19 protein-coding genes and 1 pseudogene are annotated in these 17,426 nt (G+C 63.4%); 18 read left to right on the top strand and 2 right to left on the bottom strand.

The window, feature by feature from the left end; genetic code table 11:
• Positions 1-221: 221 nt before the first annotated feature.
• The 15 genes from PQQ96_RS04725 to PQQ96_RS04655 all read left to right on the top strand — a co-directional run bounded on the left by PQQ96_RS04725 (position 222) and on the right by PQQ96_RS04655 (position 14,139).
• Positions 222-1,208: a LysR family transcriptional regulator gene (locus tag PQQ96_RS04725; protein ID WP_408289438.1), complete on the top strand. Its 987-nt coding sequence runs from the start codon at positions 222-224 to the stop codon at positions 1,206-1,208.
• Positions 1,205-2,683 (top strand): NAD(P)-binding domain-containing protein, encoded by a 1,479-nt coding sequence (locus PQQ96_RS04720; RefSeq protein ID WP_408289435.1) that lies wholly within the window; start codon positions 1,205-1,207, stop codon positions 2,681-2,683. Before PQQ96_RS04725 ends, PQQ96_RS04720 begins: the two co-directional genes overlap by 4 nt.
• Positions 2,684-2,698: 15 nt before the next feature.
• Positions 2,699-3,268, top strand: coding sequence for a CMD domain protein (locus PQQ96_RS04715; protein WP_408289433.1), 570 nt, complete (start codon positions 2,699-2,701; stop codon positions 3,266-3,268).
• Positions 3,265-3,879, top strand: a complete 615-nt coding sequence (locus PQQ96_RS04710; protein ID WP_408289431.1) for a peroxidase-related enzyme — start codon at positions 3,265-3,267, stop codon at positions 3,877-3,879. The genes PQQ96_RS04715 and PQQ96_RS04710 overlap by 4 nt, the downstream gene beginning before the upstream one ends.
• A gap of 193 nt (positions 3,880-4,072) precedes the next feature.
• A complete protein-coding gene (locus PQQ96_RS04705; RefSeq protein ID WP_408289429.1) occupies positions 4,073-4,333 on the top strand; it encodes a hypothetical protein in 261 nt (86 codons plus the stop codon).
• 243 nt (positions 4,334-4,576) lie between these two features.
• Positions 4,577-5,188, top strand: coding sequence for a GNAT family N-acetyltransferase (locus PQQ96_RS04700; RefSeq protein WP_408289426.1), 612 nt, complete (start codon positions 4,577-4,579; stop codon positions 5,186-5,188).
• 133 nt (positions 5,189-5,321) lie between these two features.
• Complete coding sequence (locus tag PQQ96_RS04695; protein WP_408289423.1) at positions 5,322-5,576, top strand: AbrB/MazE/SpoVT family DNA-binding domain-containing protein; 255 nt, start codon at positions 5,322-5,324, stop codon at positions 5,574-5,576.
• The gene (locus PQQ96_RS04690) at positions 5,576-5,938 is read left to right on the top strand and encodes a type II toxin-antitoxin system PemK/MazF family toxin (protein WP_408289420.1); all 363 of its coding nucleotides are present in this window, start codon (positions 5,576-5,578) and stop codon (positions 5,936-5,938) included. Before PQQ96_RS04695 ends, PQQ96_RS04690 begins: the two co-directional genes overlap by 1 nt.
• Positions 5,939-5,961: 23 nt before the next feature.
• The gene (locus PQQ96_RS04685; RefSeq protein WP_408289417.1) at positions 5,962-6,828 is read left to right on the top strand and encodes a MerR family transcriptional regulator; all 867 of its coding nucleotides are present in this window, start codon (positions 5,962-5,964) and stop codon (positions 6,826-6,828) included.
• A 196-nt stretch (positions 6,829-7,024) separates the two neighbouring features.
• A complete protein-coding gene (locus tag PQQ96_RS04680) occupies positions 7,025-8,029 on the top strand; it encodes a sulfonate ABC transporter substrate-binding protein (RefSeq protein WP_408289414.1) in 1,005 nt (334 codons plus the stop codon).
• A 409-nt stretch (positions 8,030-8,438) separates the two neighbouring features.
• Entirely contained in the window at positions 8,439-9,338 is a 900-nt protein-coding gene (locus PQQ96_RS04675) for a mechanosensitive ion channel family protein (RefSeq protein ID WP_408289412.1), read from the top strand.
• 261 nt (positions 9,339-9,599) lie between these two features.
• A complete protein-coding gene (locus PQQ96_RS04670) occupies positions 9,600-11,225 on the top strand; it encodes a flavin-containing monooxygenase (protein ID WP_408289409.1) in 1,626 nt (541 codons plus the stop codon).
• A 52-nt stretch (positions 11,226-11,277) separates the two neighbouring features.
• Entirely contained in the window at positions 11,278-12,186 is a 909-nt protein-coding gene (locus PQQ96_RS04665; protein WP_408289406.1) for an SDR family NAD(P)-dependent oxidoreductase, read from the top strand.
• A 94-nt stretch (positions 12,187-12,280) separates the two neighbouring features.
• A complete protein-coding gene (locus PQQ96_RS04660) occupies positions 12,281-13,162 on the top strand; it encodes a metal-dependent hydrolase (RefSeq protein WP_408289404.1) in 882 nt (293 codons plus the stop codon).
• Positions 13,159-14,139 carry an alpha/beta fold hydrolase gene (locus PQQ96_RS04655; protein WP_408289401.1) on the top strand — a complete coding sequence of 327 codons (981 nt, stop codon included), beginning with the start codon at positions 13,159-13,161 and terminating at the stop codon, positions 14,137-14,139. The genes PQQ96_RS04660 and PQQ96_RS04655 overlap by 4 nt, the downstream gene beginning before the upstream one ends.
• Here the strand turns inward: PQQ96_RS04655 and PQQ96_RS04650 are convergent.
• Positions 14,114-14,668 (bottom strand): putative glycolipid-binding domain-containing protein, encoded by a 555-nt coding sequence (locus PQQ96_RS04650; protein WP_408289398.1) that lies wholly within the window; start codon positions 14,666-14,668, stop codon positions 14,114-14,116. The two genes, PQQ96_RS04655 and PQQ96_RS04650, sit on opposite strands and share 26 nt — an antisense overlap.
• A gap of 262 nt (positions 14,669-14,930) precedes the next feature.
• Here PQQ96_RS04650 and PQQ96_RS04645 point away from each other — a divergent pair, with 262 nt between their 5' ends.
• The 3 genes from PQQ96_RS04645 (at position 14,931) to PQQ96_RS04635 (ending at position 17,039) form a co-directional block, all read left to right on the top strand.
• On the top strand, positions 14,931-15,890 hold the full coding sequence (locus PQQ96_RS04645; RefSeq protein WP_408289395.1) for an urea transporter: 960 nt from the start codon (positions 14,931-14,933) through the stop codon (positions 15,888-15,890).
• Positions 15,891-16,033: 143 nt separating this feature from the next.
• Positions 16,034-16,810 carry a class II aldolase/adducin family protein gene (locus PQQ96_RS04640; RefSeq protein WP_408289392.1) on the top strand — a complete coding sequence of 259 codons (777 nt, stop codon included), beginning with the start codon at positions 16,034-16,036 and terminating at the stop codon, positions 16,808-16,810.
• Complete coding sequence (locus PQQ96_RS04635; protein ID WP_408289749.1) at positions 16,806-17,039, top strand: 4-oxalocrotonate tautomerase; 234 nt, start codon at positions 16,806-16,808, stop codon at positions 17,037-17,039. The genes PQQ96_RS04640 and PQQ96_RS04635 overlap by 5 nt, the downstream gene beginning before the upstream one ends.
• A 107-nt stretch (positions 17,040-17,146) precedes the next feature.
• Here the strand turns inward: PQQ96_RS04635 and PQQ96_RS04630 are convergent.
• Positions 17,147-17,426, bottom strand: a pseudogene (locus tag PQQ96_RS04630) (porin); the annotation flags it as partial.

Here is a 17,426-nt window from a genome sequence, read left to right as displayed (position 1 = left end):
AGCCTCAGCACATGGTCATATGCAGACACACCAAGGCATCCCCTTGATGCAATTGATCTTTCTCTCTTTCGACCCGCGCCGTACAGAACAAAACCCGAGACGCTACGCACTCGCCCACCAATCCTCTTCGCATTTTTTGCGCTGTCGATATCGGAATTGATTATATAAATCCCGCATTCAGACGACCCTACAATGCGCAGACCGAATTGCCAGGGCGAGTCATGGAGCTGCATCAACTCGAAGCGTTTTCGGCGGTCATGTCCGCCGGCAGCATCACCGGTGCGGGACGTTTGCTCGAACGCTCACAGCCGGCTGTCACGCGCCAGATTCAGGAGCTCGAAGCGGATCTCGGCTACGCGCTGTTCAATCGCAACGGTCCGCGTGTCACGCCGACGCATCGTGCATTCCTGCTTTACGAGGAAGTCGAGCGCTCGCTGATCGGCCTCAAGACCATCGAACAACGGGCGCGCGCCATCGGTCTCGGCGAAGCGGAACCGCTGCGCGTGGCGGCCACACCCGCGCTCGCTGCGTCGATCGTGCCGCCCGCGATCGCCGCGCTGCCGCCGCTCGGTCACGCGCCGCAATTCCAGCTACGCAGTCTGTCGGCGGAACACGTCGTGCATGAAGTCCTGACCCGTACCGCGGATATCGGTCTGGTCACCTTGCCGATTGGGCACGCGGGACTCGATACCCACTGGATCGCCGAAGCGCCCTGCGTGGCGCTCGTGCAGAGCGGCGACCCGCTCGCCGCGCAGCCGCATATCGCGCTGCGCGATCTGGCGAACCGGCGCATCGTCACCGTGGCGAACCGGTTTCGGTTGCGGCATCGGATTGATGCGGCGTTCGCGGCCGCGCGCATTTCCGCCGATGTATTCCTCGAAACCAATGCGTCGTTGAACGCGGTGATGGCCGCTCGCGCCGGCGCCGGTGTTGCGATCGTCGATCCCGCCACAGGTCTCGGCCTGTCGATCGAAGGCGTGACGGCACGGCCGCTCGACTGCGCGATTCCGTTTTTCTTCGGCGTTGTAACGCCGGCGGGCAAACCGCGCCGCGCCGCCGTCGACGCGTTGCTGCAATCCATCGAACACGCGACCCGCGAACTGCTCGAAGGCGTGGTGCTGCATCCCGCCCAGGAACACGATGCGCTGCTGCAGCGCGAAACGCGCGTCTCTCGTGCGCGCATCAAACATCCGGAACACACAGTATGAATCGCCTTGCCGCACTCGAAGCCCGCTTGCGTGAAGATCTGCGCTGGCTGGAATTGCCCGCGCCCTCATGGGTCCCACCGCGTTTCGCCAACGCTGAACGCGTGCTCGATGTCGCCGTGATCGGCGGTGGCATGGCGGGGCTCGCTGCGGCGGCGGAGCTGCGCTGGCTCGGCATCGACAATCTGCAGGTGTTCGACCGCGCACCATCGGGACGCGAAGGCCCGTGGGTATCGTTCGCGCGAATGGAAACGCTGCGCTCGCCCAAACAGCTCACAGGCCCCGCCCTGCGCATGCCGGCCCTCACGTTTCGCGCGTGGTACGAAGCGCAATTCGGCGGCACCGCGTGGGATGCGCTTTACAAGATTCCGCGCACGCAATGGATGGACTATTTGCGCTGGTATCGCCATGTGCTCGATCTGCCGGTGCATAACGACACCGAGTTGACCTCGCTGCGTCCGCGCGACGACGGCCTGCTTGAACTCGATCTCGCTGAAACCGGCGCACCGCGCACGGTGCTCGCGCGGCATGTCGTGCTCGCCACCGGACGCGACGGCTTGGGCGGTCCATCGGTACCGGCTATCGCCAATACGGTTGGACGCCACTACTGGGCGCATTCCGCGGATGCAATCGATTTCGCCGCATTGGCCGGCAAGCGCGTCGGTGTTGTGGGCGCGGGCGCGTCCGCCTTCGACAATGCAGCGACCGCGCTCGAAGCGGGTGCGGCCGGCGTCGATCTGTTTATCCGCCGCGACGACATTCCACGCGTGAACAAGCTGACCGGCATCGGCAGTCCGGGCCTTGTGCATGGTTTCGCCGATCTCGAGGACGCATCGAAATGGCGTTTCCTGCATTACGCACAGACTGAGCAAACGCCTCCGCCGCGAGATAGCGTGCTGCGGGTTTCACGCCATGCCAGTGCGCGCTTTCACGTCGGTAGCCCGGTGGTTTCGCTCGACGAACTCGACGGTGCGCTCGCGGTAAAGACACCGAAAGATCGCTACGTGGTGGACTTTCTGATCTTCGCGACCGGCTTTCACTCGGACATCGCCACGCGTGCCGAATTCGCTCCATTCGCCCGTTTTGTGCGGCGCTGGAAAGACCGCTATCGGGCGGACCCGTCGCTACCTTCGTACGAACTGGCCAAGTCGCCGGACCTCGGCGCCGCGTTCGCGTTTCAGGAGCGAGAACCCGGCACCTGCGCAGCGTTGACGCAGATTCATTGCTTCAATCATGCGGCGAGTCTCAGCCATGGAAAGCTGTCCGGCGACATCCCGGCGATCAGCGACGGCGCGCAGCGTCTTGCGCGCGGCATCGCGAGCCGCCTGTTCGACGCGGATCGCGAGCGTCACTACCAGGCGCTGCTCGCCTTCGATACAGCGGAGTTGCGAGGGGATGAATGGACTGATGCGGATGCATTGTCCGACACGCCGCACGCTCGCCTGCCAGCAGAGAACACCGCTGAAAACACTGATTAACCCGCCGGAGCAGACATGACCGACCTCGCGTCACTAACACAATCGTCCGCATTTGCAGGTACCGAAGGCACCGACACCCTCGACTCCATCGATACCGTCGACACCCTCGCCGGCCTGCCAGCGGGCAGCCCGCTCGCCGCGATCCGCCATGCCCGCGAGAAAGTCGTGCTGCACACGCAACGCAGCGAAGACGCGTTGTTCGATCCCGCGTTGCCCGACCTGTCGCTGCACGAGCGTTTGTTTGCCGCATGGTACGCCGCGCGCCTCTCGCTGGCCGACGATCTCGCCGATGCTTACACAGCGAAGCTCATCGCCGCCGGCGCGCAGCCGGTCACGCTCGATGCAATCGAAGCGGGCACACTCGACCCTGCTACCGACGCCCGCCTGATCGCGATCCTCTCTCACGTCAAGCTGCTGACGCTGAAGCCAGTCGAAGCACGCCCCGAACATGCGCAAACGCTGCAGCAAGCCGGTATCACGACACGCGGCATCGTCGCGTTGTCGCAATTGATTGCGTTCGTCACTTATCAATTGCGCGTGGTAGCAGGCCTGAAGGCATTGCGCGCCGCCCAGGAGGCAGCATGAGTCAAGTGACTACCAGTGCATCGCCGGTTGACCGGCTCAACGGCTTCACCTTCGATACGCTCGGCTGGCGCGCATGGCTCGACACGGTCAGCCTCGCCGACGCCACGCCCGAGCAGATCGCCGTACTCGAAGAGAGCCATCCGCAAGCCAAAACCTCCGATTACTACCTGCTGCTGGTCCAACAGGCAGACATCCTGCGCCAGCGCTCCGGGGTTTTCAACGCGATCATGTATGCGCCAGGCGGCCTGCCGCGCGCCGAGCGCGAACTCGCCAGCACCGTGGTGTCGCGCGTGAACGGCTGCGTGTATTGCGCTTCGGTGCATGCGCAACGATTCGGCCAGCTCGCCAAACGGACCGACGCGATCGAGCAGGTTTTCGACGACCCGTCGACGGCAGGAACCACGGAGCGCGAGCGCGCGATCATCCGGTACGCGATCGAACTGACCGACCACCCTGAAAAAGTCGATGCCGCCGCGATCAAGCGACTCGAAGCAAACGGCCTGACGCACGCGGAAATTCTCGACCTGACGCACGCGATCGCGATCTTCGCGTGGGCTAACCGCCTGATGCTCACGCTTGGCGAACCGGTGTTTCCGCAAACTGGAGCGTGATGCCCGGTGACGATCGGGTGCTTCCGACAGCGGGTGGTAGATGCTAAATGGCGAATCAATGCTTCCGGCTGCACCCGCGCGGTAGGCGAATTCACGAATCAATCCTTCCAATCGAATCCGCCTGCGCACGCCGAAGGAGCCGCAAGCCGCATTGCGGTATCCTCACCGGCTCGTTCAGAAGGAGGATGGATTCATGAAGTTTTCGATTTGCGTGGCGATCGCCGCCCTGACGCTGTCCGCCACCGCGTACGCGCAAACCTCGCAAGCCTTTCGCTTCGGCGAAGGCCTGAGCACGCTGCCGTCCGGCAATACCCACCCGGCACCCGCGCCAGGCGCGCAGGCTCAACAGCCACAACCAATGCAAGCCCAGCAGCAACCGCAACCCGCGGAACATGCCCCGGCCAAGCCGAAGCACAAGGCAAAGCATCACCGGCATCATCGTGGACATATGTGACCCAGCCGGATACGTACTCGCATAACTAATCGCCGGAACGCCCGCTACACGCGTGCATCTTTGCGACGAAAATCCGTAGTGCCCGCCACGGCCGCATGGCCGGGCGCGGAATCGCGCCAGTCACCTATGCATGCACCAATACTGCCTATAGATCGGGGCGATTTTTGACTCGCTTCAAATTCTCGCGCGCGGCGGGCATAGTAAAACGTATCCGCAGACTCGCCGGCCACAACAGGAACCCGTATGAGCACCACGCGCCCCGCCCCCTCCACGCCCCATTCCGCTGACTCTGCCACCCAGGCGCCGCTGACCCCGCCCGTGATCCGCGACGCCACCGAAGCCGATCTGCCCACGATCCAGGCGATCTACGCGCACCATGTGCTGACCGGGGTCGCGTCGTTCGAAGAAATCCCGCCTTCCGTCGACGACCTGCGCACACGGCTCGCGTCGGTGCGCAGTCACGGGTTGCCGTACATGGTGGCCGAGATCGACGGCGAAGTCGCCGGCTATTGCTACGCGACGCCGTACCGTCCGCGCGCCGCGTACCGCAACACAATCGAAGATTCGATCTACGTAAGCGACGCGTATCGCGGCCGAGGCCTCGGGCGCGTCCTATTGCAGGCGCTGATCGAACGCTGCGAAACCGGACCGTGGCGCCAGATGGTCGCCGTGATCGCCGACGGCGGCAGCGGCGGATCGCTGTCGCTGCACGCTCAACTGGGTTTCGAATTGGCCGGCACGTTGAAAGCAGTCGGATTCAAGCACGGCCGCTGGCTCGACACCACGCTGATGCAGCGCACCTTGGGGCTCGGCGATTCGACCGTGCCGGACGACGTCGCGCAGGGACGCGGATAACGCGCCCAGTGTCACCCCGGCCTCGGAGAGGCGGCTTAAGCTGTTAACGTCCTGCCTGCTGAGCGTATAAACATGTTGAAACATTCCGACTGAGCGTATAAACTTGTTTAAACGCTCATAGGAGATCGGAATCATGCCAAAAACAGCGACGCTCACGATCCAGCAATGGGGGAACAGTCTGGCTGTCCGCATTCCCGCAGCTATCGCACGCTCGGCGCATTTCGAGGTCGGCCAGGAAGTCGAGGTGACAACCGACGAGATCGGCGTGACGGTAAAGCCGGTTGGCCCGCGCAAGCTCACGCTCGCGGAGAAGCTGGCGAAGTTCGATCCTGCAACGCACGGCAGCGAGGCGATGGTCACCGGGCGCATCGGTGCGGAGGTGGTCTGATGGCAGGCGCTTTGTGGGTGCCGGATCGCCGCGACATTATCTGGATCGACTGCAACCCTCAGGTCGGCCGCGAGATGAAGGATTTGCACCCCATGCTGGTCCTGTCACCGAAGCCGTTCAACGAGCGAACCAGCATCGTTATCGGACTCCCGATGACGGCAGCCGCGTTCAACGACACGAATCCGTTTGCCATCAAGTTTCAGGGGCCGAAAAACGTTACGAGCTACGTGCTTGGACACCAGCCCAAGTCGTTCGACTGGCGAGCGCGGGGTGCGAAAGCGCATCCGTGGAAACGTGTACCGGATGAAGTCTTTGCAGCGGCGTGCGAGCAGTTGAACCAGATCATCGCAATTTGCGACTAAGTGCGGCGCGTTAAAATCCCCCCATGCCCAATACGCCGCCCCCCTTTCCGCCCTTGCCCGACGCCCCGAGCGTCCCGGCAAGCGACACGCCGCGCAACGAATACACGGTCGACGAACTCGCGCGCGTCACCGACACCACCGTGCGCAACGTGCGCGCCTATCAGGACCGCGGCCTGCTCGCGCCACCGGAAAAGCGCGGCCGCGTCGGCGTGTATGACGACACGCATGTGTCGCGCCTGAAGCTGATCAACCATCTGCTCACGCGCGGCTACACGCTCGCGAACATCCAGGATCTGATCATGGCCGTCGACGAAGGCCACGATCTGCGTTCGATCCTCGGCCTTGAGACCGCGATCGGCGGCCGCTGGTCGCGCGAACGGCCGAAAAAATACTCGCTGATCGATCTGCTGCAAATGTTCGGCGACAAAGCCTCGCCGAGCGCGCTCGGCAAAGCGGTCGACCTGGGTTTGCTAGAGCGCAACGGCCTCTCCTTCGTGTCCGGCAACCCTACGGCGCTGGCCGCCGGCGCGACCATGGCGAAAGAAGGCATTCCGCTCGCCGACCTGCTCGACGCCGTGGGCGTCGCAAGGCCGCATTTCAATGCGGTCGCCAAGGCGCTGGTCGATCTGGTGGTCCGTCAACTGGATCGCTACGACGCCGACGCGCTGCCGCCGCCTGCCGACGTGCCCGCCCTCGTCGACGCGATCTGGCGTGTGCGGCCGCTGGCAATGGTACTGGTCGAAAGCGAAATGAACCGCGCACTGGAAGAAGCCTCCGGCGATTATCTCGGCGACCGCGTCGCGGCGATCATGGAAAAGAAGCTGGGCCACCCGTCCGAGGGCACCGCCGCGGAACGCGCTGCGGCAAAGAAAGACAAACCCAAAAAATAGGCAGAGAGGCGGGCGCTCGCGGCCACCCGCGTTATACGATAAGCGCCTTGCCTGTCGCCGCCTACGCGGGCGCATTCATGCCCTCCTCCGCGTTCGTGCCCGCGTCATATTCAAATCTGCATTGCTTCGTTTGATCCGCGGGACGTCCATGCGACGATCTTCGATCAATCGATCGAACGCAATGGAGATTCGCAGCATGGCCCGTCATACCCGTATTTCGCTTCACGTCACCGCCGCGTTACTGGCGGCGCTCACCACCTTGAGCGCGACCGCGCAGAACAGCAGCACGGGCAACGGCGGCGAGCCGGCCAACGTGCTGCGAATTGGCTACCAGAAGTCGGGCCTGCTCGCGATACTCAAGGCGCAAGGCGCGCTCGACGAAAAACTCAAGCCGCTCGGCTACAGCATCAAGTGGTTCGAATTTCCGGCCGGCCCGCAATTGCTTGAAGCCCTGAACGCGAACAGCCTGGATTTCGGCTATACCGGGGCGCCCCCGCCCGTGTTCGCGCAGGCCGGTGGCGTGAACTTCGTGTATGTCGGCGCGGAACCGTCAGGCCGTCATGCTGAAGCGATCCTGGTCCGAAGCGATTCGACGCTGCACAGCGTGGCCGAATTGAAGGGCAAGCGCGTCGCGCTGCAAAAAGGGTCGAGTTCGAACTATCTGCTGCTCGAGGCGCTGAAAAAAGCCGGCCTGCGTTACGAAGACGTTCGCCCGGTCTACCTGGCGCCCGCCGACGCGCGCGCCGCCTTCGAAAGCGGAACCGTCGACGCATGGGTGATCTGGGACCCTTACTACGCATCCGCACAACAGGCGCTGAAGGCCCGCACACTGGTCGATTATTCGGAACTCAACGCCCCCTATAACTTCTATGAGGCCACGCGCGACTTCGCCCAGCGGCATCCCGATGTGATCGGCGCAGTTCTCAGGCAGTTGCGCGTCACCGGTCTGTGGGCCAACGATCATCCCGTGGACACCGCCGCGCTGATCGCGCCGAAGGTCGGTCTGGATCAGAAGCTGGTCGAAACCTGGGTGCGCCGCTATCCGTACGGCACCACCGCCGTGACCGACGAGATCGTACGCTCGCAGCAGATCGTCGCCGATGCGTTTTACGGCGCGCATCTGATCCCGCAAAAAATCACGGTGAAAGACAACGTCTGGCAAAGCCACGAGGTGGCAGCCAGTCGTCTTGCGGGAAAATAGACGTTAGCAGTTCGAAAATTCAGCACGATCAGTTACTTCGCTATCCGTAGCAAATCAGGCCATGACGCTACGGTGGCTTGAGACCTATTCGCTCAGGCCAACGCCACATTTCACTCGCCACCCGGCTTTCAATCCGTGACGGGGTCACACCCCCGTCACGTCGCTATCGACGCACCGCCCGTCGCGTCCGGCACTCAATGTGTCACAAAGTGTGTACCGGTAGAACTTTCCTTTTGCAACGCGGTCCCTTCTCCGCACGCTTTACTCGCGTCATTTTCCGGATACCTCTTCGTCATTGCGTTGCGCTTACGCTGCACGCGCGTTACGCGGACGCCGCGGCATCCATGCTTCTTACAATCCGTGCGGCGAACAACACGCCGTCGATTAAAAAATCAGGACCGTCAAGGCCATGCAGAATCTACTCGCTGGGATCCACTCTAACCAGTGGACCTTCCTTTGGGACGCACTCACCACGATCGCGATGCACCTGTGCGCGGCCGCATTGATATTGGTGGTGGGCTGGTGGGTCGCCCGCCGCGTCGCACGCTCGCTCAACCGGCTGCTCGCGAGCCAGTCGCGTATGGACGCCACGCTGCGTCCGGTCATCTGCGACACCGCCCTGTGGAGCATTCGCGTCGTCTCGATCATCGGCGCGCTGTCGCAACTGGGTATCCAGACGGCGAGCATCGTCGCCGTGCTCGGCGCCGCCGGCCTCGCTATCGGTCTCGCGCTGCAGGGCACGATGCAAAACATCGCGGCCGGCATCATGCTTTTGTTGCTGCGGCCGTTCAAGGTGGGCGATTCGATTGAAGCCGGCACGGGCACCGTCGCGGGCACCGTCGAAGAAATCAGCCTGTTCACCACGCGTCTCACGAAATCCGACGGTATTTGCGAATACGTGCCGAACAGCGCGCTGTGGAGCAATTCGATCCGCAACTACAACCGTAATCCGACCCGGCGCCTCGATCTGGAAGTGGAAATCTCCGTGCGTGACGACGTCGACCAGGCGCTGGCCGCACTGCGCAACCTCGCCGCTGCCGACCCGCGCGTACTGCAGAAGCCTGCGCCGCAGGTGATGGTGGCCCGTTTCGACGACAGCACCGTGGTCCTGAACATCCGCGTGTGGGCCAACATCGACACGTTCTGGGACATGCGCTGGGACCTCGCTCGCCAGGTCCGCCAGACGCTCAACGACGCGCAATGCGGCCTGCCGGTTCGCGCCCGCGAACTGCATATCGTGCAAAGCAACGACACCGACGAGTCCGCAAGGGCTCGCGTGACTGCCGCGCCGAAGGCTTCGATGCAATAACGGTTAAAGCTGCAAACCAACCGGGCGGACTTCCGATGCGAATCCGCCCGGTATTTTTCACATAGCGGAACGTCACACGCTTCCGCATCCGTCCCCAAGCCCTACCCGGTCCGCGCCTTAGCCGCGAGAGCCTTGCGCCACAACCTTCCCCGCTTCATAGAGTTCCCCGTCTAACCCGCTGCTTGCGTCATCCTTTGACAGCCCCTATTGTTACATCAACCAATGTAACAGTTAAGAGTGAATAACAAGGAGACGGATCGGATGAACGCACGCATGATGCCCCCCGACGACGCGGTGCCCAACGCATCCGCGCCCATCGATACCGATATCGCCATCATCGGCTCCGGCTTCGCGGGGCTCGGCATGGCGATCCGGCTGCGGCAAGCCGGCATGACCGATTTCGTCATCGCCGAAAAGGCCGAGTCGGTTGGCGGCACCTGGCGCGACAACCATTACCCTGGTTGTGCCTGCGACGTGCAATCCCACGTCTATTCGTTCTCCTTCGCCCCGAATCCACGCTGGACCCGCATGTTCGCGCGTCAGCCGGAAATTCGCGCCTACCTGGAAGAGTGCACGCAACGGTTCGGCATCCAGCGTCATCTGCGCTTCGGCCATGAGCTAGCCTCCGCGATCTACGACGAAACCCGCCACCGTTGGCAACTGACGTTCGCCAACGGCCAGCAATGGTCGGCACGCGTGCTGATCTCGGGCATGGGCGGACTGTCGCGCGCGGCCATCCCGAACATTCCCGGCATCGAGACATTCAAGGGGAAGGCGTTCCACTCGCAGCACTGGGACCACACGTATTCGCTCGAAGGCAAACGCGTCGCGGTGATCGGCACCGGTGCGAGCGCAATCCAGTTCGTGCCGCAGATCGCGCCGCGCGTCTCGCATCTGAACCTGTTCCAGCGCACCCCGCCGTGGATCATGCCGAAGGCCGACCGCGCGGTGAAGCCGTTCGAACAGTGGTTGTTCAAACATCTGCCGTTCACGCAGAAGATCATGCGTTCGGCGCTCTACTGCATGCTTGAATCGCGCGCCTTCGGTTTCGCGATTCACCCCTCGCTGATGAAGACCGCGCAGAAAGTCGCGGAACGACATCTGCGCCGCCAGGTGCCCGATCCGCAATTGCGCGCCACGCTCACGCCAAACTACACGATGGGCTGCAAGCGGATTCTGATCTCGAACGACTACTTCCCGGCGCTGTCTCGCCAGAACGTGTCGGTGACAACCACCGGCATCGCGCGGGTCGAAGAAGACGCGGTGATCACGACCGACGGCGCGCGTCATCCGGCCGATTGCCTGATCTTCGGCACCGGCTTTCAGGTGGCCGATCCGTTTCCGGCGGGCGTGGTGCGCGGGCGCGGCGGCGTCGATATCGTCGATACGTGGCGCGATGGCGCACATGCGTATCTCGGTACGACACTGCCCGGTTACCCGAACTTCTTCATGATCGTCGGCCCGAATACCGGCCTCGGTCATAACTCGATGGTGTTCATGATCGAGTCACAGGTCGAGTATGTCCTGCGCGCGCTGAAGACGATGAACACAGAACGCGCCGATGCGATCGAAGTGCGTCCGCATGTCGAACGTGCCTACAACGAACAGATCCAGCAGAAACTCGGCCGCGCGATCTGGTCGACAGGCGGCTGCAAGAGCTGGTATCTCGACCCGAAGACCGGCAAGAACACCACCCTGTGGCCGGGATTCGCCTACAAATTCCGCCAGGCCACGCGCACCTTCAGCATGGAGGACTACCTCGCGTATTCGCCCGCGGCGCAGCCGCTGAGCGGGCATGGGAGCTCGCAGCAGCCGGTGCATGCGCATGGCAATGCGGCCACGACGGCGGCCACGACGGCGGCGACGACATCCGCCGAAGCAACCTGACAAAAAAAGCACAACGACAAGGCACCGTTCAGAGAGGACAGGAGATAAGCCAATGAAGAACTTCACCGACAGAGTGGCCGCGATCACCGGCGCAGGCTCGGGCATGGGCCGCTCGCTCGCGATCCGGCTGGCGCGCGAAGGCTGCCACCTCGCGCTCGCCGACCGCAATGCGACAAGCCTCGCCGAAACCGCGCAACTCGCACAGGCCGCCGCGCCGCATATCGTCGGCTCGCCGCTGCGTATCACCACGCGTGTGCTCGACGTGTCGGACCGCGCCGCGATGTTCGAATGGGCCGCCGAAACGGCCGAGCAGCATCAGCGCGTGAACCTCGTGTTCAACAACGCGGGCGTGGCGCTGTCGAGCACCATCGAAGGCATGGAGTACGCCGACCTGGAGTGGATCGTCGGCATCAATTTCTGGGGCGTGGTGCACGGCACGAAGGCGTTTCTGCCGTATATCAAGGCGTCGGGTGCGGGACACATCGTCAATACGTCGAGCGTGTTCGGCCTCTTCTCGCAGCCTGGCATGAGCGGCTACAACGCGACCAAGTTCGCCGTGCGCGGCTTTACCGAAGCGTTGCGCCAGGAACTCGATCTGATGAAGTGCGGCGTGTCGGCGACGTGCGTGCACCCCGGCGGCATTCGCACGAGCATCGCGCAGTCGAGCCGGATCTCGTCGAACATGGTCGGCTTCATGCTGGAAACCGAACAGCAAGGCAAGGACGACTTCGAGAAGTTTTTCATCACCACCGCCGACGAAGCCGCACGCGTGATTCTCGACGGCGTGCGCAAGAACAAGCGGCGCGTGCTGATCGGCCGCGATGCACGCGCCGCCGACTGGCTGGCGCGTACGTTGCCGGCGGCCTATCAGGCGCTGGTCGTGATGCAGACGCGCCGCATGAAGCGCATTGCGGAAAAGCGCGCACGCCGCGCCGCGCAAGTGGACGGCCGACGCGCGTGATGCGACGACCGTCATCGGGCTCCACACAGCGCGCAATGCAAAACACCCGATCAGAACGATCAGCAACACATAAAGGATTACAAGGAGAATGGCCATGATGCCGGTTCGCCGCGACCTCCGCTTCAACTTACCGCCCGAACGTGCCTCCGATTGGCACGTCCAGGGCTCGCATGTGACACACTTCTTCAACGCGCTTTCGCTGCTATTTCCTGCCGGCGAGCGCTTTTTCATGGACAGCGTGCGCAACTACCGCGACCAGATCGACGACACCGTGCTTAAGAAGCAGGTGCTCGGCTTCATCGGCCAGGAAGCGATGCATACGCGCGAGCACATCGAATACAACGATTTGCTGCAGGAAGCCGGCTTGCCCGCGCATAAGCTCGACAAGCGTCTGTGGGCGATGCTCAACTTCGGCCGCAAGATCCTGCCGCATTCGTATCAACTCGCGGTCACCGTCTGCCTCGAGCATTACACGGCGATGCTCGCCGGTTTGCTGCTCGAGGACGCCTCGCGCATTGGCGGCTCGGTCGAAGGTTATACGCAGATGTGGACCTGGCATGCGCTCGAAGAAACAGAACACAAGTCGGTTTCGTACGACGTGTGGAATGCGGTGCTGAAGCCTGGCCTCGGACGCTACCTGCTGCGCACAGGCACGATGCTCTCCACAACGGTGTTGTTCTGGCTGATCGTGTTCGACTACCACGTGCGTTTGCTGATCGCCGACCGCAAGCGCGGCGGGCATATCCGCGGCATGTGGCGCGTCGTGAAGTATCTGTATGGCCCGCGTCACGGTGTGTTTCCGCGTATTGCCGGTGAATGGCTGAGCTTTTTCCGACCCAGCTTCCATCCGTGGGATCACGACAATCGCGCGCAACTGTCGCGCATCGACGGCCTCGTCGCCGCGGTCGACGCCAGCAACGCAACCACGCCGAGCGCTCGCAAAGCTGCGCGGCGCGGTGCGCAGGCGGCCGCGTGATACGCGACACGCTGTCGGTCGAAGCCGGCGACGTGCGGCTCGCGGTCTACGTGAGCGGTCCACGCGACGCGCCGCCGATCGTGCTGGTGCACGGCTATCCGGATTCGGCGACAGTGTGGGAGCCAGTGCGCGCGCAACTCGATGCGCGCTACCGTGTGATCAGCTATGACGTGCGCGGCGCGGGAGCATCCGACGCGCCGGCGTCGCGCGCGGCTTACCGGCTCGAACGGCTGGCTGCCGATCTCGCGGCCGTCGCCGATGCAACGTGTGGCGCGCGGCCGTTTCACCTGGTCGGCCACGACTGGGGATCGATTCAAAGCTGGGAAGCGGTCACCGACCCGGCCTTCAACGGCCGCATTGCGTCGTACACGTCGATCTCCGGGCCTTGCCTCGATCATGCGTCGTTCGGCTTACGCGGTGCTGGTGCTGATGCTGGCGTTGATCGGGCGGAACGGCCCACAGCGCATCAAGCAACCAGGCGCCCGTTCGGCAGCGGTCTTCGGCAAATGCTCAAATCCTGGTACATCGTCTTCTTTCACCTGCCTGTGCTGCCTGAGCTGGTGTGGCGCGCGGGCGGTGCACGGATGTGGCCGTTCTGGCTGCGCCTGACCGAACGGGTCCGCACTGAGCGCGATCCTGCGCAAACGCGCAACGCGATCAACGGTCTGAATCTCTACCGCGCCAATTTCATCGGCACGTTGCTGCACCCGCGCGCGCGCCATGCGCATGCGCCGGTGCAGTTCATCGTGCCACTGCGCGATCGCTACGTCGGGCCCGAGCTCTCCATGGGACTCGAAGACTGGCTAGGCGCCTATACCCGCACTGAAATCGATGCCGGCCATTGGGTCGTCTTGCGCGACCCCGAGCGGATCGCAGCCGGCATCGAGCGCTTTGTCGAACAGCATCGGGGGCAGCATCCGGCAAACCGCGGTGGCGCCGGCGCCGCGACGATCAACGCCCGCGCGGCAGGCGTGTGAACAGCGTCGGATAGTCGATCACGAGGCCGTCTTCATCCACCGTCAGGTTCGCGCTGAAATTGCGGAAGATGCCCTCATAGCGATACACGCGATTCAATTCGATGCACGAATACGCCTGCTCCGCACGCGTCACCTGTAAATCCGGCGTCGAAATATAGGCCACCGAAATCGGCTGGCGCTCGCCTTCGGCCAGTTGCAGACGGCGGATCGGCAACGTGTTCGTATAGGGCGTAGCGGCAATATCGATGTCGATGCACCCTTCAATCGCGCTCAGGACGACGCCATGGCCATCGTGCCAATGGCCCGCGCCGTCGCCGTGCAATTCCAGCTCACCCCCGCCGACGATCTTCAGCCACGCATAGGTGGTGCGCCATTGCGCATCGCAGCGCACCTTATAGTGCAGCCCATATGCTTTGCCATAGCGCTGCCCGACCACGACGCTTTCCACCGCAAAGCCGTCCGCACGCGCGTCAAAGGCCAGATGTTCGATGCCGTCGTCCTCTTCCGATGCCCACCGTAATTCACGCATCCGTCTGTCTCCCTGTGGAACGGCGCGGCAAGCGCCGGGCTCCTATCGTAGCGCGAAAGTTTTCGGATCGTCGACGCACTGCGTTTCGGCTCGTGGCGCCCTCGTCCGCATGTGTTGCAAATAGCCACTATCAACGCCCGGCAATGCCCGGCACGGCGCCAGTAGCCTATGCTCGCGGTTCATTTTCAACCTGACCCCGCCACGTGCGCCTGAGTCGCGCGCGGCAAAGTCGCGCCGCATCGAATTCGCCGCCCCTTAAACCATGCACGCCGCCGCAACCGAAGCACAATCCGCCGCCTTGCCCACCTTGTTGCGCAGTTTCGGCCAAATCGTGCTGCAACCGAACGCTTTCACCGGCGCATGCCTGCTCGCCGCGTGGCTCCTGTGCGATCCACGCCTCGCCTGCGCGGCGCTGATTGGCGCAATCGCGGCCAACGTGAGCGCGGTGTTGGCCGGCTACCAGGAGGGCGACACACGCACCGGCCTGCACGGCTTTAACGGTGCGCTGGCCGGGCTCGCCGCGTTCAGCTTTATCGCCGACAATGCGACGGCCGCCGCTGTAGCAATTCTGGCCGCGACGGGCACCGCGTGGCTGCTGGAACCGTGGTCGCGCTGGCTGCGCGCGCGTGATCTCGGCTATTTCTCAAGCCCCTGTTTGATCGTCACGTGGTTTTGGCTGCCGCTGGTCACGCGTGTCGCTCAGCCAGCGAGCTTCGTGACTGAGCCCACGCTCGGCGCGGCGCAATTGAGTAGCGGATTACTTTCCGGGTTCGCACAAACCGGCTTTGCGTCAGGCGCGCTGCCGGGCTTGCTCGTGTTGATCGGCATTGCCGTGGCGTCACGGCGACATGCGCTGTGGGCGTTGGTCGGCGCGGGCCTCGCGAGCGCCGTGCACCTGCTGCTCGGCGCGAGTGCAAGCTCGTTCGACACAGGCCTGTTAGGATTCAACGGTGCGCTGACCGCGATCGCACTGGCCGATTACTGCATCGCTGCGACGCTAGGCGGTGTTGTGCTTTCGGTGGTGTTGCAAATGGCCGCTGCTTACTATGCGTTGCCGGCCATGACGGCACCGTTCGTACTCGCGACGTGGAGTATGCAGTGGCTCACGGGCCGTTTTACGCGTGCTGCGGCAGCGCCCGCATCGGCGCGCACCGCAGCCGGGCGGCCCGTCAGGTCACCAGCACCAGCCAGGGCGTCGGCATCGGCCAGGCGCGCAGGTTAGGCGGCAGGTTTGGGCCGCGGGCTTGAACCGTAAAGTTGGGTGCGGATTCAGGCCGCAGATTCGGGCCGCAGACTCTGCCCGCAGGTTTAACGCCCAGACTCAGCCCGCAGCCACCGCCCACCAGACAATCTCAGGAGACTGCCATGTCGTTCACCCACACGCCCGTCGGCCATGTTGCCGAGGCCGGGCCGATGTCCGAGGCCGAACAGCAGACCCGCGTGGATCTCGCCGCCGCCTATCGCCTCGCGGCGCTCAACGGTTGGGACGACCTGATCTACACGCATATCTCAGCCAGTGTTCCTGGCGAACCCGGCCACTTCCTGATCAATCCGTTCGGCCTCGCGTTCGACGAGGTGTGCGCGTCGAACCTGGTGAAGATCGATATCGAAGGCAACATCGTCGGCGCGAGCGAGCATCCGGTCAATGCCACCGGCTTCACGCTGCACGCCGCCGTGCACGCGGCACGCGCCGATGCCTTTTGCGTGATGCACTTGCACAATACGGCGGGCGTGGCGGTTTCCGCTCAGCCGGCAGGTTTGCTGCCGGCGTCACAACATGCGCTGCGTTTTTACGGCCATCTCGCGTATCACGACTATGAAGGTCTCGCGTTCTCACCTGCGGAGGGCGAACGCCTCGTCGCGCATCTCGCCGACAAGCCGGCCATGCTGTTGCGCAATCACGGCACGCTGACCGCCGGCCGCACCGTCGCCGAAGCCTACGTGTTGATGGCAACGCTGATCAAGGCCTGCGAAATCCAGTTGCAGGCGCAAGCATGCGGCCGCGAACTCGTCGTGCCGGGCGAAGCCGTAGCCGCGCGCACAGCCGACCAACTGTACGACGGCGGTGCGATCGAAGGGGCGCTGGAATGGCCCGCTTTGCTACGCAAGCTCGACCGGCTCGACCGCACGTACCGCGATTAAATTCGCTTCCCAACGTCACTCATCACGGAGTCGCGCAATGCCCACGTTTCATATCGAACTTTTCGAAGGCCGCTCGCTGGAACAGAAACGCCAGTTCGTCGAAGCCATCACCAAGGCGACCTGCGAATCGCTCGGCGTCGAGCCGAACTCAGTCGACATCATTCTCACCGACGTCAAACGCGAAAACTGGGCGACGGGTGGACGCTTGTGGTCCGAACCGGACGCGTAAGTGCAAATGCTGCGCGCATTGCGCGCGCAGCAGGTACTTCTGAGCGACGCTTATCTGAAACGCGTCGCCGTGGCGGCGTCGACCGACTCCGCCACTTCGCTACACGATTAAAACCGGTGAATGATACCCACGCCGGCAGCAAACTGGCTGCGTGACGAAGACGGCGCGCTGTTCTGGCCGTCGCCGATATCGGCAGTTGCGTTGATGATGCTCTTGCCGTTCGTCCCGAGCGTCTGGCCACCCGCACGCTGATAGGCTTCCAGCGCGTACAGGCCGGTGCGCTTGGAGAGACTGTAGTACTGCGAGAGGTTGAACTGCTGATAGCTGGCCGCGCTCGTAATGCCGTTCGACTCCGTCGCGCGCGTATAGCTATAGCCGGCAGCCAGG

Source organism: Paraburkholderia sediminicola, from assembly GCF_046027825.1.
In the GTDB taxonomy this organism is placed as follows: Bacteria; Pseudomonadota; Gammaproteobacteria; order Burkholderiales; family Burkholderiaceae; genus Paraburkholderia; species Paraburkholderia sediminicola_D.
The sequence above is the reverse complement of the archived record's forward strand: the minus strand, read 5'-3'. Positions and strand labels throughout refer to the sequence as shown.

Excerpts from the sequence above, each read along its gene's own strand:
- PQQ96_RS04700 (WP_408289426.1), top strand. The coding sequence starts at position 4,577 with ATGAGCACCACGCGCCCCGCCCCCTCCACGCCCCATTCCGCTGACTCT.
- PQQ96_RS04690 (WP_408289420.1), top strand. The coding sequence starts at position 5,576 with ATGGCAGGCGCTTTGTGGGTGCCGGATCGCCGCGACATTATCTGGATC.
- PQQ96_RS04665 (WP_408289406.1), top strand. The coding sequence starts at position 11,278 with ATGAAGAACTTCACCGACAGAGTGGCCGCGATCACCGGCGCAGGCTCG.
- PQQ96_RS04670 (WP_408289409.1), top strand. The coding sequence starts at position 9,600 with ATGAACGCACGCATGATGCCCCCCGACGACGCGGTGCCCAACGCATCC.
- PQQ96_RS04685 (WP_408289417.1), top strand. The coding sequence starts at position 5,962 with ATGCCCAATACGCCGCCCCCCTTTCCGCCCTTGCCCGACGCCCCGAGC.
- PQQ96_RS04660 (WP_408289404.1), top strand. The coding sequence starts at position 12,281 with ATGATGCCGGTTCGCCGCGACCTCCGCTTCAACTTACCGCCCGAACGT.
- PQQ96_RS04640 (WP_408289392.1), top strand. The coding sequence starts at position 16,034 with ATGTCGTTCACCCACACGCCCGTCGGCCATGTTGCCGAGGCCGGGCCG.
- PQQ96_RS04705 (WP_408289429.1), top strand. The coding sequence starts at position 4,073 with ATGAAGTTTTCGATTTGCGTGGCGATCGCCGCCCTGACGCTGTCCGCC.
- PQQ96_RS04680 (WP_408289414.1), top strand. The coding sequence starts at position 7,025 with ATGGCCCGTCATACCCGTATTTCGCTTCACGTCACCGCCGCGTTACTG.
- PQQ96_RS04695 (WP_408289423.1), top strand. The coding sequence starts at position 5,322 with ATGCCAAAAACAGCGACGCTCACGATCCAGCAATGGGGGAACAGTCTG.
- PQQ96_RS04645 (WP_408289395.1), top strand. The coding sequence starts at position 14,931 with ATGCACGCCGCCGCAACCGAAGCACAATCCGCCGCCTTGCCCACCTTG.
- PQQ96_RS04710 (WP_408289431.1), top strand. The coding sequence starts at position 3,265 with ATGAGTCAAGTGACTACCAGTGCATCGCCGGTTGACCGGCTCAACGGC.
- PQQ96_RS04675 (WP_408289412.1), top strand. The coding sequence starts at position 8,439 with ATGCAGAATCTACTCGCTGGGATCCACTCTAACCAGTGGACCTTCCTT.
- PQQ96_RS04715 (WP_408289433.1), top strand. The coding sequence starts at position 2,699 with ATGACCGACCTCGCGTCACTAACACAATCGTCCGCATTTGCAGGTACC.
- PQQ96_RS04725 (WP_408289438.1), top strand. The coding sequence starts at position 222 with ATGGAGCTGCATCAACTCGAAGCGTTTTCGGCGGTCATGTCCGCCGGC.
- PQQ96_RS04720 (WP_408289435.1), top strand. The coding sequence starts at position 1,205 with ATGAATCGCCTTGCCGCACTCGAAGCCCGCTTGCGTGAAGATCTGCGC.
- PQQ96_RS04650 (WP_408289398.1), bottom strand. The coding sequence starts at position 14,668 with ATGCGTGAATTACGGTGGGCATCGGAAGAGGACGACGGCATCGAACAT.